The sequence below is a fragment of the Chitinophaga sp. ARDCPP14 genome (genome assembly GCF_051362515.1).
Classification (GTDB): Bacteria; Bacteroidota; Bacteroidia; order Chitinophagales; family Chitinophagaceae; genus Chitinophaga.
In genome coordinates this window covers 1-24,677 of the sequence record NZ_JBKIXB010000010.1, presented here as the reverse complement: position 1 = coordinate 24,677, position 24,677 = coordinate 1, and the positions used below count along the sequence as shown (strand labels likewise).

The window sequence follows — 24,677 nt, the reverse complement described above, 5'->3', positions numbered from 1 at the left end:
GAAGTATTCGTTTCAAACCGGAACATCAAACACCAGACGTCAGACATTAAATAATAAAAGAAATTAATAACAATGGAAGCAGTAGCTAAGCTGAATAATAATCCTACATCTCCCCGCAAAATGCGTTTGCTCGCGGACTTAATCCGTGGTCTGGATGTGGAAAAGGCTTTGAATATTTTGAAATTCCATCCGAAACACCCAAGCGTACCTTTAGAGAAGTTGCTGATATCCGCTATCGCCAACTGGAAAGTGAAGAACGAAGGTGCAAGGGTAGAAGATGCTAACCTGATCGTAAAAACCGTTTTTGTTGATGGCGGCCGCACCCTGAAAAGAATGCGCCCGGCTCCACAGGGAAGGGGTTACCGTATCCGCAAGAGAAGTAACCACGTGACGATCGTAGTGGACGGTAAAGCACAGTAATTCAGTGCAAACCGGAAACAAAATAGAAACAAAACTATTAAACTAATAGACAAATAACCAGAACATGGGTCAGAAAACAAATCCTATTGGTAACAGGTTAGGTATCATCAGAGGATGGGACTCTAATTGGTATGGCAGCAAAAAAGACTTTGCTGTTAAACTGATCGAAGATAACAAGATCAGAACTTATCTGAATGCCCGTATCAACAAAGGTGGCATCTCAAGAGTTGTGATCGAAAGAACTTTAGGTAAGTTAATCATCACTGTTCATACTTCTAAGCCTGGTATCATCATTGGTAAAGGCGGTAACGAAGTTGATCGCATCAAGGAAGAGCTGAAGAAGCTGACAGGCAAAGAAGATGTACAGATCAACATCCTGGAGATCCGTCGTCCCGAAATGGATGCTAACATCGTTGCTGAAACAATCGCAAAACAGATTGAAAGCCGTATTAACTACAAACGTGCTATCAAAATGGCGATTGCTACCGCTCTGAGAATGGGTGCTGAAGGTATCAAGGTTAAAATCAGCGGCCGTTTAGGTGGTGCTGAAATTGCCCGCTCCGAAGAAATGAAACAAGGTCGCGTGCCTTTACATACATTCCGTATGGACATCGATTACGCTTCCCTGTTCGCTTTAACCGTTTATGGTAAAATCGGTATCAAAGTATGGATCTGTAAAGGTGAAGTACTGGGTAAACGCGATCTGAACCCGAACGTTTTAACCGGTAAAGAAGGTGATAACCGTGGTACTGGTCATGGCGGCGAAAGAAGAGAACATCACGGTGAACGCAGAGATAACCGCGGTGGTGGCGAAAGAAGAGGCGGTGGAGAACACCGTGGCGGTGGCCGCAGATAGTATCTGGCGGTTAAGCAGACATTAACAATTACTATTAACATTAACAACATAGACGATGTTACAGCCAAAAAGAACGAAACACAGGAAGATGCACAAAGGCCGCATCAAAGGGAACGCTAAAAGAGGCGCTACCCTCTCCTTTGGTACTTTCGGTCTTAAAGCATTAGAACCTAAGTGGATCACCGACAGGCAGATCGAAGCTGCACGTGTTGCGCTGACAAGGCACATGAAACGTGAAGGTAACGTATGGATCCGCATATTCCCTGACAAACCTATCACTGCTAAGCCTTTGGAAGTGAGGATGGGTAAAGGTAAAGGTGCTCCTGACCATTGGGCAGCAGTTGTAAAGCCAGGTAGAATTTTATTTGAAGCTGATGGCGTTTCCTTACAGGTAGCAAAAGAAGCAATGGAACTCGCAGCACAGAAACTGCCCATTAAAGTAAAATTTGTAACCAGCCGCGACTTCGTAGCTTAATTACAGGTACACAATAACTAAAAATCCGGTAACACTGCCCCGGCAGCTAACCGAATCAAACTCAATACAATGGCAAAAGAAAAGCTGGAACTGAAAGGCCTGAGCGAACAAGATCTGAAAGAGAAAATCTCTGCAGAAGAACTCCGCTTGAAAAAAATGACCTTTGGTCACGCAATTACGCCAATCGAAAATCCAATGAGCATCCGCGCCGTAAGACGCGATATCGCTCGGATGAATACCGAACTGCGTAAAAGACAACTGGGCTTCTGATTCTTCAGTCCCGGTGATACCGGGACTGCTGACATAGCATTAGTATAATACAATTTATGACCTCCTCACGGAGGGTTAAATACTTTCAACAATGACGACCGAAAGAAAATTAAGAAAAACCAGGATTGGTGTGGTTGCCAGCAACAAAATGGATAAAACCATTACCGTTAAGGTGGAGCGTAAGGTAAAGCACCCGATCTATGGTAAATTCGTGAAAAAAACTACCAAGTTCATGGCGCACGACGATAAAAACGAGTGCAGCATCGGCGATACCGTGAAAATCGCGGAAACACGCCCTCTGAGCAAGAACAAATGCTGGAGACTGGTAGAAGTAATCGCTAAAGTAAAATAATTATTTATTTGTTTCAAGCTGCTGCCGGCAACCCCGGTGCCAGCCGCTGACTAAACAATATCAAATCTCATTTCGATGATACAACAAGAATCAAGACTGAGTGTAGCTGATAACAGCGGTGCCAAAGAAGTATTGTGCATCCGCGTATTAGGTAACTCCGGTCAGGACTACGCTGGCGTAGGCGATAAAATTGTAGTAACCGTTAAGGACGCAATGCCAGGTGGCGGTGTGAAGAAAGGTATGGTGACCAAAGCTGTAATCGTAAGAACTAAGAACAAATTACGTCGTAAAGATGGTTCTTATATCCGTTTCGATGATAACGCGGTTGTACTGCTCAATAACTCAGACGAACCTCGCGGTACCCGTATTTTCGGTCCGGTTGCACGTGAGCTGAGAGACAAGGGTTATATGAAAATTATCTCCCTCGCTCCTGAGGTATTATAAAGATATAGCGGTACAGGGATTTTGGAATTTTTATGATTTTTATCAAAAAAAGCCAAAATCCCGAAATCCGAAAATATTTCTTATCTTTGCAGCCCGTTTGCAAAACGAGAAAAAACATTAATCAAGCGAAACTATTGTTTCGCTTGGCGTTTATAAATAAATCAAAGTAATGAAAACTAGATTTAAGCCTAAATTTAACATTAAGAAAGGCGACCTGGTTGCGGTAATTGCCGGTGATGACAAGGATAGAACCAAAGCGCGTAAAGTGCTGGAAGTGAATCCTGAGAAAGCCCGCATTCTTGTAGAAGGCGTTAACATTATTACCAAGCACACGAAGCCAACTGCCCAGAATACCAAAGGTGGTATTGTTAAGCAGGAAGCTCCTATCGCCATCTCTAATGTAATGCTGTGGGATGCTAAAACTGGTAAACCTACCAGGGTTAACAGGCAGAGAGAAAACGGTAAATTAATTCGTATCGCTAAAAAATCAGGGGAGGAAATTAAATAATGTCAAACACAAAATATACTCCGAGACTGCAGACTAAATACCACGAGGAAGTTAAATCTGCACTGATGAAGAAATTCAACTACAAAAGTGTTATGCAGGTTCCTCGCCTGGTAAAAATTTGCCTGAACCAGGGTATCAATGGTGCAGTAGGTGATAAGAAACTGGTAGACATCGCAGTAGACGAAATGACCCGCATCGCTGGTCAGAAAGCTATCGCTACCATGTCTAAAAAGGATATCTCCAACTTCAAACTCAGAAAGAACATGCCTATCGGTGCACGTGTAACTTTACGCAGCACTAATATGTACGACTTCCTGGATCGTTTGATCGCTGTATCCCTCCCACGTGTACGTGACTTCAAAGGTGTGAACGAAAAAGCTTTTGACGGTCGTGGTAACTACACTATGGGTATCACCGAACAAATCATCTTCCCTGAAATCGATATCGATAAAGTAACGAAAATGTCCGGTATGGATATCACCTTCGTTACCACTGCAAACACCAACGAAGAAGCTTACGAGCTCCTGAAGGAAATGGGTATGCCGTTCAAGGGTATGAAAAAAGATAATCAGTAAATCGAAACGATAATATAATTATGGCAAAAGAATCCGTAAAAGCCAGACAAAGGAAAAGAGAAGCTATGGTAGCTAAGTTCGCAGAAAAACGCGCTGCCCTGAAAGCTGCCGGTGACTACGCTGCACTGGATCAACTTCCAAAAAATGCTTCCCCTGTTCGTCTGCACAACAGATGCCAGCTGACCGGTCGTCCTAAAGGATACATGCGTCACTTCGGCCTCTGCAGGAACATGTTCCGTGACCTGGCTCTCGCAGGTAAAATCCCTGGCGTTAGAAAAGCCAGCTGGTAATTCAAGGTGTTTATCTTCCGGCCTACCGGAGGTGTAAATCCCGAAAAAGTTATTTGATTCCCATCTTATTACGATTGGATATCGCATTGTAAACATTTATCAAACTATTACAACAATGGTTACTGATCCAATAGCAGACTTCCTGACACGTATCCGGAACGCGCAAATGGCCACCCACAGGATTGTGGAAATTCCGGCTTCCAAGCTGAAAAAACGCATTACAGAAATTCTGTACGACAAAGGTTATATCCTGAAGTACAAATTTGAAGAAGATACTAAACAAGGCGTAATCAAAATCGCTTTGAAGTACGATCCGATCTCTAAAGAACCCGCTATCAAGGAATTACAACGCATCAGCCGCCCAGGTCTGCGTCAGTACGCTAAACCAGAAGAGTTTAAGCGCGTGAAGAACGGTTTAGGCGTAGCGATTATCTCTACTTCCAAAGGTGTAATGACCGATAAGGAAGCAAAAGCTCAAAATGTAGGTGGCGAAGTAGTTTGCTTCATCTATTAATATATTGAATGACTGGTTGTTACCCAACCAGTCATTCACTTAAGTTATCTGACAATTAAGCTCTCTATACGGCGCTGAACACGGATAACCGGTACATCAATATCAAACAACTTTAAATTAAAGTTATGTCTCGTATAGGTAAAAGTCCTATCAAATTGGCTAGCGGAGTTACAGTTACTGTTTCCCCTTCCAATGAAGTAACCGTAAAAGGCCCTAAAGGTGAACTGAAAAAGAACATCGACAGGGAAATGAAGATTGAGGTGAAGGACGGCGTTTTAACAGTAATCCGCCCAACTGAACAGATCCGTCATAAAGCACTCCACGGTTTATACCGCGCTTTACTGGCTAACATGGTTCAGGGTGTTACTGAAGGATTCAAAAAACAACTGGAACTGGTGGGTGTTGGTTATAAAGCAGCAAACAACGGTCAGTTACTGGATCTCGCTTTAGGTTACTCTCACAATATCGTTTTCGAAATTCCGAAAGAACTGAAGGTAGCTACCCTGACTGAAAAAGGTCAGAACCCTAAGATCATGCTGGAAGGTATCGATAACCAATTGCTGGGTCAGGTAGCCGCTAAGATCCGCGGTCTGCGTAAACCAGAACCATACAAAGGTAAAGGTGTTCGCTACAGCGATGAAGTGGTACGTAAGAAAGCTGGTAAATCAGCCGGTAAGTAAAATATTTAATTGGCTAATCAGCTACTATAGCTGGTTAGCTGATTTTAACAGATACCCCGGCAGCATCGGGGTAATAAAATAAAACTCAAAATGAGCACAAAAGTTAACAGGAGACAGAAAATCCGCTACCGCATCCGTAAGAAAATTTCCGGTACTGCACAGCAACCAAGATTATCTGTATTTCGCAGCAACAGCGATATCTATGTGCAGTTGATCGACGATACCAATGGCACTACCCTGGCTTCCGCTTCTTCCCGTGATAAGGATATCAAAGCACAGGCAGGTAATAAAAGCGAAAAATCTGTACTGGTAGGTAAAGCGCTGGCTGCTAAAGCACTGGCACTGGGTCTCACCACCTGCGTTTTCGACAGAAGTGGTTATTTATATCATGGCCGCGTGAAAAGCGTAGCTGACGGAGCAAGAGAAGGCGGTCTTCAGTTTTAATCACGAAGTCCGAATCTTATAATTCTGAACAAGTAATTCTTATAAAATAAAATGGCAAAGAATTCATTCAATAAAGTAAAGGCTGGTGATCTGGAGCTGAAAGAAAAAGTAGTGGCGATCAACCGTGTTACTAAAACCACTAAAGGCGGTCGTACATTCAGTTTCTCCGCACTGGTAGTTGTAGGTAACGAAAACGGTGTTGTTGGTCACGGTCTTGGTAAAGCCAAAGAAGTACAGCAGGCTATCACCAAAGGTATAGACGATGCTAAGAAGAACCTGATCAAGGTTCCTGTTATGCACGGTACCATTCCTCACGATCAGTTTGCTAAAGAAGGCGCCGCCAAAGTGTTGATCAAACCAGCCGCTCACGGTACCGGTGTGATCGCAGGAGGTTCCATGCGTGCAGTACTGGAAAGCGTTGGTGTAACCGACGTACTGGCTAAATCTCTGGGTTCTGCTAATCCACACAACGTGGTAAAAGCTACCTTCAAAGCTTTAGGTATGTTACGCGAACCAATCAGCATCGCCAAAACAAGAGGCGTTTCCCTGAAGAAAGTTTTCAACGGTTGATTTATACCCGCTGAAAAGCTGGGTACCTCCGGAAAATTTTGAAAATAATTCATTAACAATTAAATTACTCCGCTTTTAGCGGATAGGGGTTTATGGCAAAGATTAAGATCACTCAAGTGAAAAGTGGTATAGACCGTCCGGAAAGGCAGAAACTGACCTTGAAGGCACTGGGCCTGACTAAAATGCACGCTACTGTTGAAGTAGAAGCAACTCCTCAGATCCTGGGTATGGTCCGTAAAGTTAATCACCTTGTAACGGTAGAAACAGTTAACGCTTAATTAAGTAACACTGCTGTGGGATTGTCTGTTGATAATCTTACCTTTACATTTGTGACTTTACCATTTTTATTTTAGAATAAAAGCGAGCGGTTAATTTCCGCGCAAGTAAAAACAATTAATTATGAATCTGCATTCATTACAGCCTGCACAAGGCGCTGTACATAAAGAAAAACGTCTTGGACGTGGTGAGGCTTCCGGTAAAGGTGGTACCTCTACAAAAGGTAACAAAGGTATCCAGCAACGTGCTGGTTACGCGAGCAAAAGAGGCTTCGAAGGTGGCCAGATGCCAATCCAACGCCGTATGCCAAAACGCGGTTTCAAAAATAATAACCGTGAAGAATACAAAATCTTCAACCTGGGTCAGCTGGATCAATTAGTTGAGAAATATGGCCTCCAGGAGTTTAATCTGGAAACCTTGTTCATGAACGGTCTGATTAACAGAACAGCTAAAGTTAAGATTCTCGCTACCGGCGAACTCAAAACAAAGGTGACTGTTAAAGTTAACGCTATCAGCGAAAAAGCTAAACAGGCCATCGAAACAGCAGGTGGATCAGTAGAACTGGTATAAGACTTTACGACTGAGGAGACGCCTACGGAGTAGTGCGTCTTTTCATATTTAATAGCGCTATTAAACCTTTATCTTCCTGTGAAGAAATTTATCGAAACGATTAAGAATATCTGGAGTATTGAGGATTTGCGTAACCGCATCCTGACCACCCTGCTCCTGGTCCTCATCTACCGCGTAGGATCCTATATCGCTTTGCCCGGCATTGATGCAAATGCGCTCACCGACTTTGAGAAAAATTCTAATCAGGGTATCCTGGGTTTGGTTAACATGTTTGCCGGCGGATCGTTTTCAAGGGCCTCCATATTTGCATTGGGTATTATGCCCTACATCTCTGCGTCCATTGCCATCCAGTTATTAACTATAGCTGTTCCGCAATTCCAGAAAATGCAGAAAGAAGGTGAAAGCGGCCGCAAAAAAATTAACCAGTTCACCCGTTACCTCACAGTTATCGTAACAGGTTTCCAGGCGAGTGCTTACGTTGCTTATCTGCGTAATCAGTCAGGTGGCGCTATTATTGCCGAATATGGCACCTTTTTCTTCTGGCTCTCTACTACCGTTTTACTTACTGCAGGTACCCTGTTTGTAATGTGGCTCGGTGAAAAGATCACAGACAAAGGAATTGGTAACGGTACCTCCATCATCATTATGATGGGTATCCTTGCCCGTTTGCCACAGGCTTTAGTCGCAGAATTTTCCAGTAAAGTTGCAGGTGAAGCGGGTGGACCGATCCTGTTCCTCATTGAAATTGCCATCTTTATCTTAATCACCGTGGGCCTCATCCTGCTCGTTCAGGGTACCAGGAAAATACCGGTGAATTACGCTAAACGTATCGTAGGTAACAAACAATATGGTGGTGTACGCCAGTTCATTCCCCTGAAAGTGAATGCTGCCGGTGTAATGCCTATCATCTTCGCCCAGGCGATCATGTTCATCCCTGCAACTGCCATAGGCTTTGCCACTTCCTCAGAAAGTGCGTCCGGCTTTATCCGCATCTTCAGTGATCACACGAACGGCTGGTACAACCTCATTTACGCGGTGCTCGTTATTGTATTCACCTACTTCTATACTGCGCTCATTTTCAATCCAACCCAAATGGCGGATGAAATGAAACGTAATAACGGATTCATCCCGGGTATCAAACCAGGTAAAGCAACCGCTGATTATATTGGTGCAGTAATGGACCGTATCACTTTGCCCGGCGCATTTTTCCTGGCAATAGTGGGTATCATGCCCGGCCTGGCTGCCGCCTTTAAAGTGAACAGCAACTTTGCTACTTTCTTCGGAGGTACATCCCTGCTGATCATGGTGGGAGTTATCCTGGATACACTGCAACAAATTGAAAGCCAGCTCCTGATGCGCCATTACGATGGACTGATGAGCACCGGCCGTATCAAAGGCAGAACTGCCCCGGCTAACGCATAAGTAATTGAACACAAAAGTGTTACAAGAACAATAAAATAGCCACAGAAGCTTTCCCGCTTTGGTGGCTATATTATTTTTGAATAAAGAACAGTTAGTCCTTAGCTTCAGTTAAAAGCATACGCAGAAAGCTGATGCTGATCACTAACAGCGACAGAAACAAGGATGTTATGATTCACTATAAGACGAAGGAAGAAATAGAGTTGATACGTAAAAGTGCCCTGATTCTCAGTGCAGCCCTGGCAGAAGTAGCCAGGACCCTGAAACCGGGGATGACTACACTGGACGTGGATGCTGTTGCTGATAAGTTTATCGTTGAAAATGGTGGAACACCTTCCTTCAAAAATTACAAAGGTTTCCCGAATGCCTGCTGCATTTCAGTAAATGAAGAAGTAGTACACGGTATTCCAAATAAATATGTGCTGAAAGACGGTGATATCCTCACCGTGGATGTAGGGGTTTACATGAACGGATACCATTCCGACAGCGCCTACACCTTTGCCATTGGTAATGTACCCGAAAACGTACTCCGCCTGATGACTGCCACCAAAGCTTCCCTGTACAAAGGCATCGAAAAAGCGATTGTTGGCAACAGGATAGGTGATATCTCTTATGCAATACAGGAATATACCGAAAAAGAGCGCGGTTACGGCGTAGTAAGGGAACTGGTAGGGCATGGCCTCGGCCGGAACCTGCATGAGGACCCTCAGGTGCCTAACTATGGTAAAAGAGGTAGTGGTCCGGTGATGAAGGAAGGACTGGTGATAGCCATCGAGCCTATGATCAATCTCCGCTCGAAAGACGTGGAGTACCTGGAAGACGGCTGGACAGTAGCTACCCGCGACGGAAGCCCGTCTGTTCACTTTGAACATACGGTGGCTGTTGGAAAAGGGAAGGCGGATGTGTTATCTACCTATGTGGATATAGAAAAAGAAGAGAAAAACAACCCCGAATTAAATTCAAATTACTAGTATAGGATTTTGGATTTATCTAATATAGCAGGGGTTTTGAGGGTAAAAAGGACAGGTTTTGGTAAAAAAACTGGCAATATTAATAATAATCAGGGGAAATTTTTCTATTTCAAAAGATAAATGCTATCTTTGCAGTCCTAAAAATTTTTATGGCAAAACAGGCACTCATTAAACAGGATGGAATTATATTAGAAGCCTTGTCGAACGCTATGTTCCGTGTAAAATTGGAAAACGGGCATGAGATCCTGGCCACCATTTCTGGAAAAATGAGAATGCACTACATCCGCATTCTGCCAGGAGATAAGGTTGGCGTGGAGATGAGCCCATACGATTTGTCAAGAGGCCGTATAATTTTCAGATACAAATAAGTGGGAACAGCGTAGAGGGGATTGGAATAATAATTTAACAAATATCATAACCTTTTATAAAGTATTAATCATGAAGGTAAGAGCTGCAATCAAAAAAAGAAGTGCGGATTGTAAAATAGTTCGTAGAAAAGGTGTTTTGTTGGTGATCAACAAAAAGAATCCTCGTTTTAAACAACGCCAGGGTTAATCGGTTCCCCTAACGGAATTTGATTTTTTAATCAGAATCATAAAATCTAAAATAGAAATATGGCACGTATAGCCGGTATAGATCTTCCTAAAAATAAAAGAGGAGAAATTGGCCTCACCTATATCTTTGGTATAGGCCGTTCTACCGCCCAATATATCCTGAACAAGGCGGAAATTGATGTAAACAAAAAAGTGCGTGATTGGAATGATGATGATCAAGCTGCCATCCGTAACATTATCAACGGTGAGTTTAAGGTAGAAGGTCAGCTGCGTTCCGAAGTGCAAATGAATATCAAGCGTCTGCTGGATATCGCTTGTTACCGCGGTTTGCGTCACAGGAAAGGCTTACCGGTAAGAGGTCAGCGCACACGTACCAACAGCCGTACCCGTAAAGGTAAACGTAAGACAGTGGCTGGTAAGAAAAAAGCAACTAAGAAATAATAAATAAAATCCCAGGTTGAAATCCCAAATCCGAATCTGAGGGGTTTCAATGACCGTGAGTCGTGTAATTTGGGATGCGGAATTTCATATTTGGAATTTAAATCATTATGGCAAAAGCAAATAATACAAAAACTGCTGCTAATAAAAAGAGAGTAGTAAAGGTAGATAACTACGGAGATGTTCATATCTCTGCTAGCTTTAACAACATCATCGTGAGCATCACCAACAAGCATGGTCAGGTTATATCCTGGTCTTCTGCTGGTAAAATGGGCTTCAGAGGTTCTAAGAAGAACACTCCGTATGCTGCTCAGCTGGCTGCACAGGATGCTGCTAAAGTTGCAATGGACTCAGGTCTGAAAAGAGCAGATGTATTTGTAAAAGGCCCTGGAGCTGGTCGTGAAAGTGCTATCCGCGCTATCGCTAACTCCGGTATCGAAGTGAACATGATTAAAGACGTTACGCCTTTACCACACAACGGTTGCCGCCCTCCTAAGAAGAGAAGAGTATAGTAATATATATTTACAGCATCCAGATACCAGATTTCATTAGAAGTTTGGTATCTGGACGTTGTAATATTATTAAATAAATGGATGCATGATCAGGTTTTCAGATTTTTTGAAGAGCATGCATCATTAACTAAAAAATCTAAAGTATATTTAAAACATGGCAAGGTACACAGGTCCCAAAACCAAAATTTCCAGAATTTTTGGTGAGCCCATTCTCGGTAATGGCAAGTATTTAAGTAAGAACAGTAACCCTCCGGGTCAGCATGGTGCTAACCGTAAACGCAAACAATTAGGCGAATACGCACTCCAGCTGAGAGAGAAACAAAAAGCTAAATACACTTACGGTTTGCTGGAACGTCAGTTCCGTAACCTGTTTGATGAAGCTACCCGCAGAAAAGGTGTTGCCGGTGAAGTATTGATCAAACTGCTCGAAGCCCGTCTGGATAACACCGTTTTCCGTCTTGGTATCGCTCCTTCACGTCCTGCTGCCCGTCAGCTGGTTTCTCACAAGCACGTTACTGTTAACGGTATCGTTGTTAACACTCCTTCTTTCCAACTGAAACCAGGAGACGTTATCAGCCTGAAAAACAAAACTGCAAACAATTCTGCACTGACCAGCGTTATCCGTGGAAAAAATCCTAAGTTCAGCTGGCTGGATTGGAACGAGAAAGAAATGAAAGGTGTATTCATTGCTTATCCTGAGAGAGAGAGCGTTCCTGAAAATATCAAGGAACAACTGATCGTAGAATTGTACTCTAAGTAATAAATAATTAGTCCGTGGCCAAAGGTCACGGACTAACCTCATATTTAACAAATAAATCTATCATATCAATGGCAATTTTAAATTTCCAGAAACCTGATAAGATCGTATTGCAGAAGTCTACCGACTTTGAAGCTCAATTCGAATTCCGTCCATTAGAACCAGGTTATGCTGTGACTGTCGGTAATGCGTTACGTCGCGTACTGTTGTCTTCTTTGGAGGGCTATGCCATTGTGGGTATTAAAATTGAAGGAGCCGATCACGAGTTCGCTACACTGAAAGGTGTTACTGAAGACGTTACTGAAATCATCCTGAACCTGAAACAGGTTCGTTTCAAGAGGATTTCAGAGAGTGATGTAACGAACGAAAAGATCACACTGTCCATTAAGGGTAAAACAGAGTTCCGCGCTGATATGATTGAAAAAGCCACCAGTGCTTTCCAGATCATGAATCCGGAGCTGTTAATCTGCACCCTGGATCCTTCTGCCAAGCTGGATATCGAACTGACTATCGGTAAAGGCCGTGGTTATGTTCCGGCTGAGGAAAATAAACCCAAGGATGCAGTATTCGGCTACATCGCGATCGACTCTATCTTTACGCCTATCAAAAACGTAAAGTACAGCATAGAAAATACCCGTGTGGAGCAGAAAACTGACTATGAGAAGCTCGTTATGGAGGTGATCACCGACGGTACTATCCACCCGGAAGAAGCAGTGAAACAAGCTTCCCGTATCCTCATTCAGCACCTGATGATCATCACTGATGAAAACATCAGCTTTGATACCAAAGACACTGAAAAAGAAGATGTGGTGGACGAACAAACACTGCAACTGCGTAAGATACTGAAAACACCACTCGAAGATCTCGATCTGAGCGTACGTGCATTCAACTGTCTGAAAGCAGCTAAAATCAATTCCCTCAGCGAACTGGTACAATACGAACAGGAAGAACTGATGAAGTTCAGAAACTTCGGCCAGAAATCACTCAGCGAAATTGAACAGGTATTGGGCGAAAGAGGTCTGCACTTCGGTATGGATCTGTCTAAACTGAAACTCGAAGAAGAATAGTATTTATCTGTTAAGCCAAAGCCGTTGCATCCGCAATAGCTTTGGCTTAACTACTTTATAATTAACAAGTACCTTGCAATTCCTGACACGGTGTAAGGGTTAAAACAAATAATGTCATGCGTCACGGAGTTAAATTAAACAAATTAAGCAGAACTGCTTCCCACCGTAAAGCCCTGATGTCCAATCTGGCTTGCGAACTGATCAGCCACAAACGTATCACCACTACACTGGCAAAGGCGAAAGCCCTCCGCGTGTATGTTGAGCCGCTGCTGACAAGAGGCAAAACCGATTCTACCCACAACCGTAGAATTGTGTTCAGCTACCTGCAGGATAAAGAAGCTATCAAGGAACTGTTCAGCACGATCAGTGAGAAAATAGCTACCCGTCCTGGTGGTTACACCCGTATCATTAAACTGGGTAAACGTGTGGGCGATAACGCAGAAGTTGCGCTGATTGAACTGGTAGACTTCAACGAAATCTACGGTAAATCAGAAGAAAAAGCTGCTGCTAAGAAAACCCGTCGTGCCGGTGGTGCTAAGAAGAAAGCAGAAGAAGCAACTGAAACTAAAGCTGCTGATACTGCAACAGAAGAAAAATCTGCTGAGTAATCTTATATCAAACGATACGAAAAAGGACAAAGCCAGGCTTTGTCCTTTTTTATGCGCTAATAAATGCATATATTTCGTAATATTACAGCAGTTTTAATGAGTATCCCTATGAAATACCTGCATTGTGATAGTTGTGGTCATCCCAACCCACTCAAATCTGAATACCTTACTTTTTGCGATGCGTGCGGAAAAAAGCTGCCACAAAGCTTCGCCGAATGGCGAAAGCTTCATCCAATGGCCACATTCCCGGAATATACCCAGGCAGTAGGCATCTCACTGAGAGAGAAAAAAACGACCGGCCCGCTATATTGGATTAAAAACCAGCTGCAATCCGCCAGTAAAAGGAAAATAGTCATCTTTTTTTCACTCGTTTTCCTGCTGGTAGCTATTACCGGCACGCTGTTCGGTAAAAGAGCCGTGTTTACCCTTCTGTATCCCAAGGTACCACTGGCCAGTTTGTACAGCACCTGGCACACTGCTACCATAGGCCGTCAGGCACTGGAAATCAGTACTCCGGTAAAATTATGGGTACACGACCAGCCGCTGGAAGGGGAAGAAGCTAAAGTGATTGAATACGCGAAAACCTATACTAATGAAGATGGGGGAGGTATCCGCATCGCGGTAAATATGTTCAGTTATATCAGCAGCGTAGCTAACAGCCTGGAAGATGCTGTGGCCGCCTCCCATAACAGCATGCAACTGAAGGAAACCGCTACGGATATCGACTGTAAATCAATACCCGTACTCATTTCCGGAATGCAGGGGGTGCTGGAAGAAGGGAATTATCTGTATAAAGGCGGCATCCGCCTGGCATTTTGTAACCTGGTAATGATCAAAGGAAGCAACCGCTGGCAAATCCAGATTAATTACCGCGACGATGACCCTATTGGCCGCCAGGTGGCACAGCGCGTGCTTAAATCTGTAAAAATTAAGTAACATCTTTTCTTTCTGGTAAAAAAAATCTGTATTTAACTGTTGCATTTCATACCTTTGCACGGTTTTTTATCCGAACCTTCAGGGCAATTTTTGTACCCTTGAAGGTTTTTTTTAAAATATAAAACAAGACAGATACCAGAAATGCCTCAGACAAGAACCATCCAACCTGCCATACTGCTGTTAGAAGACGGTACGGTTTTTCAGGGAAAAGCTTTTGGGAAAATTGGCACAGCCGCCGGTGAATTAGCTTTCAATACCGGTATGACGGGTTACCAGGAAGTGTTTACGGACCCTTCTTATAAAGGACAGGTACTTATAATGAACAACTGCTACATCGGGAACTACGGCACCAAAAAGGACGACGTAGAGAGCAGCAGTGTGAAGATCAATGGTTTGATCGCAAAAAATATTGCGTACAACTATTCCAGGAAAATGGCCGATGGGTCACTGGATACGTTCCTGACCGATAATAACCTGGTAGCCATTTATGACGTAGATACCCGCGCGCTGGTTTCCCACATCCGCAGCAAAGGTGCTATGAACTGCATTATCTCTTCTGCTATCCTGGACCTGGATCAACTGAAAGTTGAACTGGCAAAGGTGCCTTCAATGGAAGGCCTGGCCCTCTGCAAAGAAGTGACCACTCCGGAAGCTTACTATGTAGGCGACCCGGCTGCGGAGATCCGTATTGCAGTGCTCGACAACGGCGTGAAAAGAAATATGCTGAAATGCCTGTCTGATAAAGGCGCTTACCTGCAGGTATTCCCAACCGACACTACTTTTGAGGTTTGCGAGGAATTTAAACCGCATGCCTACTTTATTTCCAATGGTCCCGGTGATCCGGCTCCGCTGACTTACGCAGTAGATACGGTGAAAAAGATCCTGGCTGCAGAAAGACCTATGTTTGGTATCTGCCTCGGGCACCAGTTGCTGGCGCTCGCTAATGATATCCCAACTTACAAGATGCACCATGGTCACCGCGGTTTAAACCACCCGGTAAAGAACCTGAAAACTGGTTTGTGCGAAATCACTACCCAGAACCATGGCTTTGCAGTAGACGCGAAAGCAGTAGCGGCCAGTGAAAATGTGGAAGTTACCCATGTAAACCTCAATGATCACTCCGTAGAAGGCATCCGTATCAAAAATAAACCTGCATTCAGCGTGCAGTATCACCCGGAATCCACTCCTGGTCCGTTTGATAGCCGTTACCTGTTTGATGATTTCTTTGAGATGATTAAAGCGAATAAGGCATAACTAAAGGAATTATATACGGCAGCCATGCTGCCTGGAAATGAAGACGGTCCCGAGGAATCGGGACCGTTGCATTTTAAAATTCCACGTTATGAAAACAAACGGATATTACCATTGCTGAAAGCGCCGGTAGCTCCGCCCGTTTTATTACATAACAATATTATCGAAAAAAGGTAAACAGGAGGGGGAATATTTTCAGAATATTTTGTTTGTTCTGTTGGATTCCGCCGTCAGTGGTGGGAAAAGGTAAGGTTAGGACAAAAAAATACGGCTCTGTGATCAGAGCCGTTTGCCTTTATAAATTCCACGTTATGAAAAACTGATACAAAAATACGATATTTTGCTAAAACGTTTTAGTTAATCTTTGAGTTTTACAGAAGACTGATAAATCTTCTTGTTTTAATAATTCAAAGGTCGGACCAAATAAACGTTATAAGAAATAATGCAGGTTAAATTTTTCTTAAACAAGTTTAGATTTTGCAGTCCATCGTATCTGTAAATATTTTTATAATTAAATAAATTTTGTCGTTGTTGTTATTTCTACATCAAATATACGAAACAAAATATCAAAATTCCAAGCGTTGAGTGTTAAATAATTGCTTTTTTCTTTAAAAATACATATATAGAATTTATTGTAATGTATTTAACGGCTCTCATGTCGGATTTTATACCTGGTTTTGACATAAAAATTATTTGGCAATTTTCCCGGGATATACCTCCAATGCCTTTTCCAGGCAGACCATTGCATGACTAATGTCTGTTGTATTTAATACATAAGCCAGCCGCACTTCATTTTTTCCTAACCCAGGGGTCGCATAAAAGCCGGTTGCGGGTGACATCATAACCGTTTGGCCCTCGTAAGAGAAGGATTCCAGGATCCATTGGCAGAATTTATCTGAATCATCAATGGGCAGCCTGGCCATTGCATAGAAGGCGCCACCCGGATTCGGACAAAATACGCCCGGGATCTCATTCAGCATCCTTACCAGGATATCCCGGCGGCTTAAATATTCCGCTTTGATACCGTCAAAATAATCAGCAGGCAGATCCACAGCGGCTTCACCAGCGATTTGTGCAAAGGTAGGAGGGCTCAGGCGGGCCTGGGCAAACTTCATTACAGCGTCCAGCACAGGTTGATTCCTGGTTACAAAAGCACCGATACGGCCTCCGCAGGCACTGTATCTTTTAGAAATAGTATCCAGCAGGATCACATTATTTTCCATGCCTTCCAGGTTCATAGCGGAAAAATGCGCTCCTGTATAACAAAACTCCCGGTAAGCCTCATCAGAGAAGAGGAACAGGTTGTATTTCAGGCAAAGCTGTTTCAACACCTCCATCTCTTCCCTGCTGTAAAGATAACCGGTGGGGTTATTGGGATTACAGATCATGATAGCTTTGGTGCGCGGAGTAATCGCCTTTTCAAAATCGGCCATTGCCGGCAAAGCAAAGCCGGTTTCGATGCTGGCCGTTATGGTTTTGATCTTTATTTCCGCTTCTACGGCAAAACCGTTGTAGTTAGCGTAAAAAGGTTCCGGAACAATTACTTCATCTCCCGGATCCAGGCAGGCCATGAAGGCAAATATGATCGCCTCTGAACCGCCGGTGGTAACAATGATCTGGTTGTGGTTCACAGCAATGTTAAACCGGTCGTAATAAGTGACCAGCTTACGGCGGTAACTTTCGAAACCTGCGCTGTGGCTGTATTCCAGGATCTTGAATTCTGAATGGCGAACCGCATCCAGTACGGGTTTTGGTGTTTCGATGTCTGGTTGCCCGATGTTCAGGTGGTATACTTTCACCCCTTTTTTCTTGGCTGCTTCGGCGAATGGTACAAGCTTTCTAATGGGAGAAGATGGCATTTGCTCACCTCTCTGGCTAATGGTAGGCATAAAATTGTTTTGACTTTTGCATTGCAAAGATAGGGGATACGATGGGCAACAAAAAAACCTTACAGCATGTGCTGTAAGGTCTTAGTATGTTTTAAAGTGTGGAGTTACTTGTTGTTGGAACCAACTGTACCTGTTAAGTGCAGTTCCTTGTCCTGATCCACGCCTCTGAACTTTACCCAGATGGTTTTATTCTGCTGACCTAAACCGTTTGCACTGTAGCTCGCGGTTACTTTACCCTTTTTACCAGGTAAAATAGGCTCCTGCGTCCACTTAGGCGTAGTACAGCCGCAGCTAGCGCGGGCAGCTTCAATCAACACCGGTTCTTTGGAAATGTTAGTGAATTCGAAATCAACAGTAACTGGCTTGTTTAATTCAGTTTTACCAAAATCAACAGTTTCTTTGGCAAATTTTACTTTTGTATCTGCCGGATTCTGTGCTGGAGCGGTCTGGGCCCACAGCGCTGTAGTCAGCAGCATGCTCGCAAACAGGGATAAGATAAATTTTTTCATTTTCATATGATGGTTTTAAAGCGACCGGTTAAAAAATATTGATATCTTTCTTGGTTAGAACAAATTTACAGCCAAAAAGCATTATAAACCTTACAATTTATTAAAATCTTATTAAAAAAAATCAGATTATTTTAAATGAAAGATTCACAGCATTTTTCAACTGTATAATTAACCTTACTTTTGTACTTTAACCATGAGGCATGATAGAAAATAACGAACTAGCTATGAATTTAGAAAGCCGGTTATCATTCGAAGAGTTCCGCAAGGAAGTGCTTAATGATTACAGGTTGGCCTGCGAAAGCAGGGAAGTTAGTCTGCTGGCCCGTAAGGAAGTGCTTACAGGCAAGGCAAAGTTTGGCATTTTTGGAGATGGAAAAGAAGTGGCGCAGATAGCAATGTCAAAATACTTTCAGCCAGGGGACTTCCGTTCCGGTTATTACCGCGACCAAACTGTTGCATTTGCCACTGGTATCGCCACTCCCGAACAATTCTTTTCGCAGTTATATGCAGATCCCGACCTGGAAAATGATCCTTTTTCAGGCGGCAGGCAGATGAACTCCCATTATGCCACTCCTAATCTTGATCAGGATGGCAACTGGCTCAATCTGACGCAGATGAAAAACTCTGCTGCCGACATGGCGCCTACCGCCGGGCAAATGCCCCGCGCACTGGGCCTTGCCTATGCCTCTAAAATGTTTCGTGAGGTGGAAGCCTTGCGTCAATATAAAAATCTTTCCAACAACGGTAACGAAATCTGTTTCGCTACTATCGGTGACGCCTCTACGTCGGAAGGTCATTTCTGGGAAACCATGAATGCCGCCGGTGTTTTACAGGTGCCACTGGCCGTATTTGTATGGGACGATGGCTATGGTATTTCCGTACCCCGTAAATATCAGACTACCAAAGGGTCTATCAGCGCCGCACTGGAAGGCTTCCGCAAAACGGAAGAATCCAATGGCTTTGACATATATAATGTAAAAGGCTGGGATTATGCCGGCATGTGTGAAGTGTTCGAAGCGGCTATCCGCAAGATCCGCGAAACACACATCCCTGCACTGTTTCATGTGGAAGAAATCACCCAACCACAGGGCCACTCTACCAGTGGTTCGCACGAACGGTATAAAAGCAAGGAACGTCTTTCCTGGGAACGGGAGTTCGACTGTAACGTAAAAATGCGTTCCTGGATCATTGAAAATGCTTTGTGCGAGGAAGAAACCCTGCGCGCCGTTGAAGCAGAAGCAAAAGTAAAAGCACAGCACGCCCGGAAAGCTGCCTGGGAAAAATATATATCACCGATCAAGGAACAGGTACAGTCGTTTACCGCACTGGCCGCACCGGTAGCTGCTATTGCAGGCGCCGATGCAAACATGATAAACACCTTCATCCGCGACCTGCAGAATAACCGCGAGCCGCTCCGCCGCGATATTCTGAAGGCCAGCGCCATGATTCTCCTGAAACACCGGCACCTGAAATCAGATGCCGCCGTACAGGCATTGCAGCAATATTATGATACCTACCTGGCCGGCGAAAAAGAAGTGTACAATACACTGCTTCACGCCACCGGCGTAAACTCTGCCCTGAATGTACCGGTAGTTCCGGCCGCATACGAAGCAGACAGCATCACCGTAAACGGGTACGAAATACTGAATAAATATTTTGATCAGCTGTTTACCAACAACGACCGCGTATTTGCTTTCGGGGAAGATGTAGGAAAGATTGGCGACGTAAACCAGGGCTTTGCCGGATTACAGCAGAAACATGGTAAAGTACGTATAGCCGATACCGGTATCCGGGAGTTGACTATCATGGGGCAGGGAATAGGACTGGCATTGCGCGGCCTGCGCCCCATTGCTGAAATCCAGTACCTCGACTATCTCCTCTACGGCCTGCAGCCACTCAGCGATGATGTGGCCTCCCTGCAATACCGCACCAAAGGAATTATGCATTGCCCGCTGATAGTACGTACCCGCGGCCATCGCCTGGAAGGCATCTGGCACAGCGGATCTCCAATGGGCATGATCATCAATTCCCTGCGCGGCATGCACGTATGCGTACCACGTAATATGGTACAGGCAGCAGGCATGTATAACACACTGTTACAGGCCAACGAACCGGCCCTGGTGATAGAATCTTTAAACGGCTACCGTCTGAAAGAAAAATTACCGGCCAACCTGGAAACGTATACCGTACCCCTGGGCATCCCGGAAATACTGCATGAAGGAACAGACGTAACGATTGTTACGTATGGTTCTATGACGCGTATCGTGGAAGAAGCAATGGTGACGCTGGCGGAAACAGGCATCTCCTGTGAGCTGATCGATGTGCAGACTTTACTGCCTTTCGACATCCATCACAGTATTGTGGAATCATTGCAGAAAACCAACCGCATCCTCTTTATAGATGAAGACGTACCCGGTGGCGGAACTGCTTACATGTTCCAGCAGGTAATTGAAAAACAAGGCGGCTACCGCTGGCTGGATGTATCGCCACGCACCATGAGTGCGCAAGCCCATCGCCCGGCGTATGGCTCCGACGGGGATTATTTCTCCAAGCCCAATACAGAAGATGTAGTAAAAGTAATTATGGAGATGATGCAGGAATAGTTGCATTTCAAAATCATACAAAAGCCGGTTGCCTTAACAGGAGCCGGCTTTTCCTTTAATTGGCGAAGCCACTATAACAGCATCAATCTGCTGATATGGTGGCTTCTTACATTAAGCAGTTTGCAGGCTTAGCAGTATTGGCTTATTATGGCGCAGCAAAGGTCAGGGATATTTTGAATGTATAAAGTGTTTACAGGTGAGTTAATGATTATTTCATGTATGATGTATCTTGTCGGCAAAACGAAGACCATGAAAAACATCGTAGTACTCGACGGGCATACGTTAAACCCCGGCGACCTCGACTGGAGCGGGTTACAGGCATTGGGCAACGTTACATTGTATGACCGTACACCCGAACATGAAGTGGCTGCCAGATCAAAGGATGCACATATCATATTAACCAATAAGGCTATTGTAAGCGGGGAAACCATCCGGCAGCTGGAACACCTGGAATATATAGGCGTGACGGCTACGGGATTCAACATAGTGGATACGCATGCAGCAAGAAGCCGGCATATCCCGGTAACGAATGTACCTGCCTACAGCACGGCATCTGTTGCGCAGCTGACTTTTGCACTGATCCTTGAATTATGTCATCATACCGGTTTGCATGCTGTAAGTGTGCGGGCAGGGGAGTGGAGCAGCAGCATCGATTTCAGTTACTGGAAAACGCCGCTCACGGAGCTGGCGGGCAATACGTTGGGCATAGTAGGTCTCGGGCAGATAGGGCAGGCGGTGGCCCGTATTGCGTTGGCATTTGGGATGAAGGTGATTGCCCACCATAAACATCCTGACCGGGACGGGATGCCCGGTGTTACTTTTGTGGACCAGGCTACCTGCTTCCGGGAGGCGGATATTATCTCGTTGCATTGCCCGCTGAATGCTGCCAATAAAGAGTTTGTAAATGCCGCCCTGCTGCGTACCATGAAAAAGAACGCCTTCCTCGTAAATACCAGTCGTGGCCCGTTGATCTGTGAAGCCGATCTGGCGGATGCCCTGGAGAAAGGAATTATTGCCGGTGCCGCGCTGGATGTATTATCTGCAGAGCCGCCGCCTGCGGGGAATCCACTGATCACTGCGCCTAATACCATTATTACACCACATATTGCCTGGGCTACCCAGGCGGCCCGGAAACGACTCATGTATACATCGGTGGAAAACGTAAAAGCCTTCCTCGAAGGAAATCCTAAAAATATTATCAATTAGGATTACCCGTTAAGCGAATAAACAGGTTATTAGTAAGTAGCATGCAAACAGAAAATAATAGGCTTTGGGGTATACCGCGTAACTGAATGGTTGAAATGAATGATGCCTTCAGAAGTGAATGGGATGGATGGCCAGGGTTATGATTATGTTATTTATTTTTGGATAAAGGTACCTGCTACACTTATTTAAAAGGTACGCATACAACTAAAATCTATTTATTCGCTTAAAACCAACGTTACATGCAATCAAGCATTCTTTTGGTAGAGGACGATGTATTTTTTGCCAAAGTGGTAAAAAGACACCTGGAACGCGCCGGTTACAACGTAAACTTCTGTGAAAACGGCCAGGAAGGTTGGGAAAAATTCCAGAAACATGTGTTTGACCTGTGCATACTGGATGTGGTGATGCCTAAAAAAGATGGTTTCGCCCTTGCAGGAGATATCCGGTCAATGGATGAAAACATTCCCATCATTTTTACTTCATCCCGTTATATGGAACAGGACAGGCTGCAGGGATTTGAAGCAGGCGCGGATGACTATATCACCAAGCCCTTCAATATGCAGGAAATGATCTGTCGCGTGGAAGTATACCTGAAACGCAGCCGCCTGCTGAAAAGTGAGCGCCGCGTGGTATATACTATCAGTAACCTGATCTTCGATTATTCACAATATCATATCCGGCATAAAGATGCCGACTCCCATGTTCGTATGGCCCCAAAAGAAGCGGAGTTGCTTCGCTTTCTGTGCGAAAATTCTAACAAAAAACTGAAGAAAGATGATATCCTGTCTGTTATCTGGGGACAGGAAGACTTCTTCGCTTCACGTGTGATGGACGTTTATCTGACCCGTCTTCGTAAACACATTGCGCAGGACCCTGCCGTAAAACTCGAAACCTACCACGGCAAGGGACTCATGTTCATCGCTGATGACCTGGGGCGCACACACACCATCGCTAAAGTTTAGCTGTTTTTTGGTTCTGGAAAGTTAACCGTATCCAATGGAAAACGTCCACCGTAATGGCGGACGTTTCCTTTTTTATATGTATTAATATCCTATTTCAGATTGTGGAAAACCTGCTGCACATCTTCATCCTGCTCCAAACGGTCTACCAGTTCCAGCACTTCTTTTGCCTGCTCGTCATTCAGCTCCACGGTAGTAGTCGGAATACGTTTCAGCTCGGAGCTGATCACTTCCAGTCCTTTTTCTTCCAGCGCTTTGGCCATGTTGCCAAACTCGGTGAATGCAGCACGGATAATGATGTTGCCCTCACTATCTTCTCCCACTTCTTCCAAACCAAAATCAATCAGTTCCAGTTCCAGTTCTTCCAGGTCCTGGCCGGCATTCTTTATTTTGAATTCGCCTACGCGGTTAAATAAAAATCCAACAGAGCCGCTGTTGCCTAAGCTGCCGCCACCTTTGGTAAAGTGCATACGCAGGTTGGCCACGGTACGGGTAGTATTATCAGTAGCGGTATCAATCATCACTGCCACGCCATGGGGAGCATAGCCTTCATACACCACTTCCTCATAATCGGTTTTGTCTTTACCCATAGCACGCTTGATAGCTGCGTCTACACGGTCTTTAGGCATGTTAACACTCTTCGCATTGAGAATACAGCGACGAAGTGCGGGGTTATTATCCGGATCAGGACCAGAGGCCTTCACGGCGATGGCTATTTCCTTACCTATTCTTGAAAATGCTTTCGCCATCTTATCCCAGCGGGCAAACATGGTCGATTTTCTTACTTCAAATATTCTTCCCATTGGAGTGGTATATATTTATTATGACTTTTAAAAACAGAACGCAAAAATAAGGATTTTCAGGTACCAGAATAGCGGATTCCCCTGATTTTAACTAAAGCGGAGAACAAAACAAGGGTAATCCCCTTTGTTCTGTTCTCCGCTTCGTATGATATCCGGAAATGTTAATCTCCGTAAACTATTCCAGCATTTTACGGGCCTTACTGTGTTTTACACTATAGCCGAAGTAAACCACAAAGCCAATAGCCAGCCACACAAATAAACGCGCCCAGTTTTCAATACCCAGGCTGATGATCATAGTAAGACAGAAAGCCGCTCCCAGCAAGGGAACAAATGGCACCCACGGCGTTTTAAAGGCGCGTGGCAGTTCCGGGTTGGTTTTGCGCATTACAATAATACCAATACACACCAGCACAAAGGCAAACAGGGTACCGATACTGGTCATATCACCCACCACATTGTCCGGAATGAACGCAGCAAACAGGGATACAAAAACAAAGAACATCCACTGTGAGCGGTAAGGTGTACGGTATTTTGGATGCAGTTTCGCAAATACGGCCGGTACCAGTCCATCGTTACTCATAGAGTAAAATACCCTTGTCTGACCCAGTAACATCACCAGGATAACGGAGGAAAATCCCGCCAGGATGGCCACGGTGATGAAAGTCGACAACCAGGAATAACCAGGCATATAAGTATCAATCGCATAAGCTACAGAAGCTTCACCACCTGCTTTCAGGAAGTCGGTGAACGGTGCAATACCTGTGAGCACAAAAGAAAACAGGATATATAATAAGGTACAAACAGCCAGCGATACAAGAATACCGATCGGCATATTCTTTTTAGGATTCTTGGTTTCCTGTGCAGCAGTAGATACCGCATCAAAACCAATGAAAGCAAAGAATACCACCCCGGCCCCCCTGAGCACCCCGGCCCAGCCATGATTCCAGAAGT

General features: G+C 44.5%; 33 protein-coding genes. 29 read left to right on the top strand and 4 right to left on the bottom strand.

Features of this window, described 5'->3' with window-relative positions:
• Window positions 1–72: 72 nt before the first annotated feature.
• The 26 genes from rplV to carA all read left to right on the top strand — a co-directional run bounded on the left by rplV (window position 73) and on the right by carA (window position 15,760).
• Window positions 73–420: a 50S ribosomal protein L22 gene (rplV, locus tag ACLHR0_RS24165; RefSeq protein WP_079470770.1), complete on the top strand. Its 348-nt coding sequence runs from the start codon at window positions 73–75 to the stop codon at window positions 418–420.
• 64 nt (window positions 421–484) lie between these two features.
• Window positions 485–1,276, top strand: a complete 792-nt coding sequence (gene rpsC / locus ACLHR0_RS24160; protein WP_079470769.1) for a 30S ribosomal protein S3 — start codon at window positions 485–487, stop codon at window positions 1,274–1,276.
• A 55-nt stretch (window positions 1,277–1,331) separates the two neighbouring features.
• Window positions 1,332–1,751: a 50S ribosomal protein L16 gene (rplP, locus tag ACLHR0_RS24155; RefSeq protein WP_106527847.1), complete on the top strand. Its 420-nt coding sequence runs from the start codon at window positions 1,332–1,334 to the stop codon at window positions 1,749–1,751.
• A 69-nt stretch (window positions 1,752–1,820) separates the two neighbouring features.
• Entirely contained in the window at window positions 1,821–2,021 is a 201-nt protein-coding gene (rpmC, locus tag ACLHR0_RS24150; RefSeq protein ID WP_079470767.1) for a 50S ribosomal protein L29, read from the top strand.
• A gap of 91 nt (window positions 2,022–2,112) precedes the next feature.
• Entirely contained in the window at window positions 2,113–2,373 is a 261-nt protein-coding gene (gene rpsQ, locus ACLHR0_RS24145) for a 30S ribosomal protein S17 (RefSeq protein WP_079470766.1), read from the top strand.
• Window positions 2,374–2,448: 75 nt separating this feature from the next.
• Window positions 2,449–2,817, top strand: a complete 369-nt coding sequence (rplN, locus tag ACLHR0_RS24140) for a 50S ribosomal protein L14 (RefSeq protein WP_079470765.1) — start codon at window positions 2,449–2,451, stop codon at window positions 2,815–2,817.
• A 169-nt stretch (window positions 2,818–2,986) separates the two neighbouring features.
• Window positions 2,987–3,325, top strand: a complete 339-nt coding sequence (gene rplX / locus ACLHR0_RS24135) for a 50S ribosomal protein L24 (protein ID WP_370912472.1) — start codon at window positions 2,987–2,989, stop codon at window positions 3,323–3,325.
• Window positions 3,325–3,900, top strand: a complete 576-nt coding sequence (gene rplE, locus ACLHR0_RS24130) for a 50S ribosomal protein L5 (protein ID WP_079470763.1) — start codon at window positions 3,325–3,327, stop codon at window positions 3,898–3,900. The genes rplX and rplE overlap by 1 nt, the downstream gene beginning before the upstream one ends.
• Window positions 3,901–3,920: 20 nt before the next feature.
• Entirely contained in the window at window positions 3,921–4,190 is a 270-nt protein-coding gene (rpsN, locus tag ACLHR0_RS24125) for a 30S ribosomal protein S14 (protein WP_079470762.1), read from the top strand.
• Between the two features lie 115 nt (window positions 4,191–4,305).
• Complete coding sequence (rpsH, locus tag ACLHR0_RS24120) at window positions 4,306–4,704, top strand: 30S ribosomal protein S8 (RefSeq protein ID WP_089903208.1); 399 nt, start codon at window positions 4,306–4,308, stop codon at window positions 4,702–4,704.
• A gap of 125 nt (window positions 4,705–4,829) precedes the next feature.
• Window positions 4,830–5,384: a 50S ribosomal protein L6 gene (gene rplF / locus ACLHR0_RS24115; protein WP_079470760.1), complete on the top strand. Its 555-nt coding sequence runs from the start codon at window positions 4,830–4,832 to the stop codon at window positions 5,382–5,384.
• Window positions 5,385–5,474: 90 nt separating this feature from the next.
• Window positions 5,475–5,828, top strand: coding sequence for a 50S ribosomal protein L18 (gene rplR, locus ACLHR0_RS24110; RefSeq protein ID WP_079470759.1), 354 nt, complete (start codon window positions 5,475–5,477; stop codon window positions 5,826–5,828).
• Between the two features lie 51 nt (window positions 5,829–5,879).
• On the top strand, window positions 5,880–6,398 hold the full coding sequence (gene rpsE, locus ACLHR0_RS24105; RefSeq protein WP_079470758.1) for a 30S ribosomal protein S5: 519 nt from the start codon (window positions 5,880–5,882) through the stop codon (window positions 6,396–6,398).
• A 92-nt stretch (window positions 6,399–6,490) separates the two neighbouring features.
• Window positions 6,491–6,676, top strand: coding sequence for a 50S ribosomal protein L30 (gene rpmD, locus ACLHR0_RS24100; protein WP_079470757.1), 186 nt, complete (start codon window positions 6,491–6,493; stop codon window positions 6,674–6,676).
• 121 nt (window positions 6,677–6,797) lie between these two features.
• Window positions 6,798–7,244 (top strand): 50S ribosomal protein L15, encoded by a 447-nt coding sequence (gene rplO, locus ACLHR0_RS24095; RefSeq protein WP_429051242.1) that lies wholly within the window; start codon window positions 6,798–6,800, stop codon window positions 7,242–7,244.
• 78 nt (window positions 7,245–7,322) lie between these two features.
• Window positions 7,323–8,666: a preprotein translocase subunit SecY gene (gene secY / locus ACLHR0_RS24090; protein WP_079470755.1), complete on the top strand. Its 1,344-nt coding sequence runs from the start codon at window positions 7,323–7,325 to the stop codon at window positions 8,664–8,666.
• A gap of 167 nt (window positions 8,667–8,833) precedes the next feature.
• The gene (gene map / locus ACLHR0_RS24085) at window positions 8,834–9,634 is read left to right on the top strand and encodes a type I methionyl aminopeptidase (protein ID WP_370912468.1); all 801 of its coding nucleotides are present in this window, start codon (window positions 8,834–8,836) and stop codon (window positions 9,632–9,634) included.
• A gap of 149 nt (window positions 9,635–9,783) precedes the next feature.
• Window positions 9,784–10,002 carry a translation initiation factor IF-1 gene (gene infA / locus ACLHR0_RS24080; protein ID WP_012789309.1) on the top strand — a complete coding sequence of 73 codons (219 nt, stop codon included), beginning with the start codon at window positions 9,784–9,786 and terminating at the stop codon, window positions 10,000–10,002.
• A 70-nt stretch (window positions 10,003–10,072) separates the two neighbouring features.
• Window positions 10,073–10,189 (top strand): 50S ribosomal protein L36, encoded by a 117-nt coding sequence (gene rpmJ, locus ACLHR0_RS24075; protein WP_073083232.1) that lies wholly within the window; start codon window positions 10,073–10,075, stop codon window positions 10,187–10,189.
• 59 nt (window positions 10,190–10,248) lie between these two features.
• Window positions 10,249–10,629 carry a 30S ribosomal protein S13 gene (rpsM, locus tag ACLHR0_RS24070; RefSeq protein ID WP_089903187.1) on the top strand — a complete coding sequence of 127 codons (381 nt, stop codon included), beginning with the start codon at window positions 10,249–10,251 and terminating at the stop codon, window positions 10,627–10,629.
• A 107-nt stretch (window positions 10,630–10,736) separates the two neighbouring features.
• Entirely contained in the window at window positions 10,737–11,138 is a 402-nt protein-coding gene (rpsK, locus tag ACLHR0_RS24065) for a 30S ribosomal protein S11 (protein WP_079470752.1), read from the top strand.
• A gap of 154 nt (window positions 11,139–11,292) precedes the next feature.
• Complete coding sequence (gene rpsD / locus ACLHR0_RS24060; RefSeq protein WP_079470751.1) at window positions 11,293–11,898, top strand: 30S ribosomal protein S4; 606 nt, start codon at window positions 11,293–11,295, stop codon at window positions 11,896–11,898.
• Window positions 11,899–11,966: 68 nt separating this feature from the next.
• The gene (locus ACLHR0_RS24055) at window positions 11,967–12,962 is read left to right on the top strand and encodes a DNA-directed RNA polymerase subunit alpha (RefSeq protein WP_079470750.1); all 996 of its coding nucleotides are present in this window, start codon (window positions 11,967–11,969) and stop codon (window positions 12,960–12,962) included.
• A gap of 116 nt (window positions 12,963–13,078) precedes the next feature.
• Window positions 13,079–13,570, top strand: coding sequence for a 50S ribosomal protein L17 (gene rplQ, locus ACLHR0_RS24050; RefSeq protein ID WP_079470749.1), 492 nt, complete (start codon window positions 13,079–13,081; stop codon window positions 13,568–13,570).
• 108 nt (window positions 13,571–13,678) lie between these two features.
• Window positions 13,679–14,506 (top strand): hypothetical protein, encoded by an 828-nt coding sequence (locus tag ACLHR0_RS24045; RefSeq protein WP_429062912.1) that lies wholly within the window; start codon window positions 13,679–13,681, stop codon window positions 14,504–14,506.
• Window positions 14,507–14,647: 141 nt separating this feature from the next.
• Entirely contained in the window at window positions 14,648–15,760 is a 1,113-nt protein-coding gene (gene carA / locus ACLHR0_RS24040; protein WP_436490082.1) for a glutamine-hydrolyzing carbamoyl-phosphate synthase small subunit, read from the top strand.
• Window positions 15,761–16,446: 686 nt separating this feature from the next.
• Here carA and ACLHR0_RS24035 read toward each other — a convergent pair.
• Both ACLHR0_RS24035 and ACLHR0_RS24030 read right to left on the bottom strand, forming a co-directional pair.
• Window positions 16,447–17,646 carry a pyridoxal phosphate-dependent aminotransferase gene (locus ACLHR0_RS24035; RefSeq protein WP_436490081.1) on the bottom strand — a complete coding sequence of 400 codons (1,200 nt, stop codon included), beginning with the start codon at window positions 17,644–17,646 and terminating at the stop codon, window positions 16,447–16,449.
• A 104-nt stretch (window positions 17,647–17,750) separates the two neighbouring features.
• Window positions 17,751–18,161: a DUF1573 domain-containing protein gene (locus ACLHR0_RS24030; RefSeq protein WP_370912464.1), complete on the bottom strand. Its 411-nt coding sequence runs from the start codon at window positions 18,159–18,161 to the stop codon at window positions 17,751–17,753.
• Window positions 18,162–18,379: 218 nt separating this feature from the next.
• Between ACLHR0_RS24030 and ACLHR0_RS24025 the strand changes: the two genes are divergently transcribed.
• The 3 genes from ACLHR0_RS24025 to ACLHR0_RS24015 all read left to right on the top strand — a co-directional run bounded on the left by ACLHR0_RS24025 (window position 18,380) and on the right by ACLHR0_RS24015 (window position 22,926).
• The gene (locus ACLHR0_RS24025; RefSeq protein WP_436490079.1) at window positions 18,380–20,758 is read left to right on the top strand and encodes an alpha-ketoacid dehydrogenase subunit alpha/beta; all 2,379 of its coding nucleotides are present in this window, start codon (window positions 18,380–18,382) and stop codon (window positions 20,756–20,758) included.
• A 249-nt stretch (window positions 20,759–21,007) separates the two neighbouring features.
• Window positions 21,008–21,964, top strand: a complete 957-nt coding sequence (locus ACLHR0_RS24020; RefSeq protein WP_436490077.1) for a D-2-hydroxyacid dehydrogenase — start codon at window positions 21,008–21,010, stop codon at window positions 21,962–21,964.
• A gap of 239 nt (window positions 21,965–22,203) precedes the next feature.
• Entirely contained in the window at window positions 22,204–22,926 is a 723-nt protein-coding gene (locus tag ACLHR0_RS24015) for a response regulator transcription factor (RefSeq protein WP_429051228.1), read from the top strand.
• 89 nt (window positions 22,927–23,015) lie between these two features.
• Here the strand turns inward: ACLHR0_RS24015 and ACLHR0_RS24010 are convergent, their stop codons facing one another.
• Together ACLHR0_RS24010 and ACLHR0_RS24005 are read right to left on the bottom strand one after the other, a co-directional pair.
• Complete coding sequence (locus ACLHR0_RS24010) at window positions 23,016–23,726, bottom strand: YebC/PmpR family DNA-binding transcriptional regulator (RefSeq protein WP_370912460.1); 711 nt, start codon at window positions 23,724–23,726, stop codon at window positions 23,016–23,018.
• A gap of 175 nt (window positions 23,727–23,901) precedes the next feature.
• On the bottom strand, window positions 23,902–24,677 hold a 776-nt coding region (locus tag ACLHR0_RS24005), incomplete at its 5' end, for an amino acid permease (protein ID WP_436490075.1).

Bases quoted from the DNA above. Each gene is read 5' to 3' on its own strand.
- rpsH (WP_089903208.1), top strand. From the start codon at position 4,306: ATGGTTACTGATCCAATAGCAGACTTCCTGACACGTATCCGGAACGCG.
- rpsD (WP_079470751.1), top strand. From the start codon at position 11,293: ATGGCAAGGTACACAGGTCCCAAAACCAAAATTTCCAGAATTTTTGGT.
- ACLHR0_RS24055 (WP_079470750.1), top strand. From the start codon at position 11,967: ATGGCAATTTTAAATTTCCAGAAACCTGATAAGATCGTATTGCAGAAG.
- rpmJ (WP_073083232.1), top strand. From the start codon at position 10,073: ATGAAGGTAAGAGCTGCAATCAAAAAAAGAAGTGCGGATTGTAAAATA.
- rpsM (WP_089903187.1), top strand. From the start codon at position 10,249: ATGGCACGTATAGCCGGTATAGATCTTCCTAAAAATAAAAGAGGAGAA.
- rpsQ (WP_079470766.1), top strand. From the start codon at position 2,113: ATGACGACCGAAAGAAAATTAAGAAAAACCAGGATTGGTGTGGTTGCC.
- rplQ (WP_079470749.1), top strand. From the start codon at position 13,079: ATGCGTCACGGAGTTAAATTAAACAAATTAAGCAGAACTGCTTCCCAC.
- rplO (WP_429051242.1), top strand. From the start codon at position 6,798: ATGAATCTGCATTCATTACAGCCTGCACAAGGCGCTGTACATAAAGAA.
- rplN (WP_079470765.1), top strand. From the start codon at position 2,449: ATGATACAACAAGAATCAAGACTGAGTGTAGCTGATAACAGCGGTGCC.
- rpsN (WP_079470762.1), top strand. From the start codon at position 3,921: ATGGCAAAAGAATCCGTAAAAGCCAGACAAAGGAAAAGAGAAGCTATG.
- rplX (WP_370912472.1), top strand. From the start codon at position 2,987: ATGAAAACTAGATTTAAGCCTAAATTTAACATTAAGAAAGGCGACCTG.
- ACLHR0_RS24015 (WP_429051228.1), top strand. From the start codon at position 22,204: ATGCAATCAAGCATTCTTTTGGTAGAGGACGATGTATTTTTTGCCAAA.
- ACLHR0_RS24045 (WP_429062912.1), top strand. From the start codon at position 13,679: ATGAAATACCTGCATTGTGATAGTTGTGGTCATCCCAACCCACTCAAA.
- rplV (WP_079470770.1), top strand. From the start codon at position 73: ATGGAAGCAGTAGCTAAGCTGAATAATAATCCTACATCTCCCCGCAAA.
- carA (WP_436490082.1), top strand. From the start codon at position 14,648: ATGCCTCAGACAAGAACCATCCAACCTGCCATACTGCTGTTAGAAGAC.
- ACLHR0_RS24025 (WP_436490079.1), top strand. From the start codon at position 18,380: ATGAATTTAGAAAGCCGGTTATCATTCGAAGAGTTCCGCAAGGAAGTG.
- ACLHR0_RS24030 (WP_370912464.1), bottom strand. From the start codon at position 18,161: ATGAAAATGAAAAAATTTATCTTATCCCTGTTTGCGAGCATGCTGCTG.
- infA (WP_012789309.1), top strand. From the start codon at position 9,784: ATGGCAAAACAGGCACTCATTAAACAGGATGGAATTATATTAGAAGCC.
- rpsK (WP_079470752.1), top strand. From the start codon at position 10,737: ATGGCAAAAGCAAATAATACAAAAACTGCTGCTAATAAAAAGAGAGTA.
- rplR (WP_079470759.1), top strand. From the start codon at position 5,475: ATGAGCACAAAAGTTAACAGGAGACAGAAAATCCGCTACCGCATCCGT.
- map (WP_370912468.1), top strand. From the start codon at position 8,834: ATGATTCACTATAAGACGAAGGAAGAAATAGAGTTGATACGTAAAAGT.
- rplF (WP_079470760.1), top strand. From the start codon at position 4,830: ATGTCTCGTATAGGTAAAAGTCCTATCAAATTGGCTAGCGGAGTTACA.
- ACLHR0_RS24010 (WP_370912460.1), bottom strand. From the start codon at position 23,726: ATGGGAAGAATATTTGAAGTAAGAAAATCGACCATGTTTGCCCGCTGG.
- rplP (WP_106527847.1), top strand. From the start codon at position 1,332: ATGTTACAGCCAAAAAGAACGAAACACAGGAAGATGCACAAAGGCCGC.
- rpsC (WP_079470769.1), top strand. From the start codon at position 485: ATGGGTCAGAAAACAAATCCTATTGGTAACAGGTTAGGTATCATCAGA.
- rplE (WP_079470763.1), top strand. From the start codon at position 3,325: ATGTCAAACACAAAATATACTCCGAGACTGCAGACTAAATACCACGAG.
- ACLHR0_RS24035 (WP_436490081.1), bottom strand. From the start codon at position 17,646: ATGCCTACCATTAGCCAGAGAGGTGAGCAAATGCCATCTTCTCCCATT.
- rpmD (WP_079470757.1), top strand. From the start codon at position 6,491: ATGGCAAAGATTAAGATCACTCAAGTGAAAAGTGGTATAGACCGTCCG.
- rpsE (WP_079470758.1), top strand. From the start codon at position 5,880: ATGGCAAAGAATTCATTCAATAAAGTAAAGGCTGGTGATCTGGAGCTG.
- ACLHR0_RS24020 (WP_436490077.1), top strand. From the start codon at position 21,008: ATGAAAAACATCGTAGTACTCGACGGGCATACGTTAAACCCCGGCGAC.
- rpmC (WP_079470767.1), top strand. From the start codon at position 1,821: ATGGCAAAAGAAAAGCTGGAACTGAAAGGCCTGAGCGAACAAGATCTG.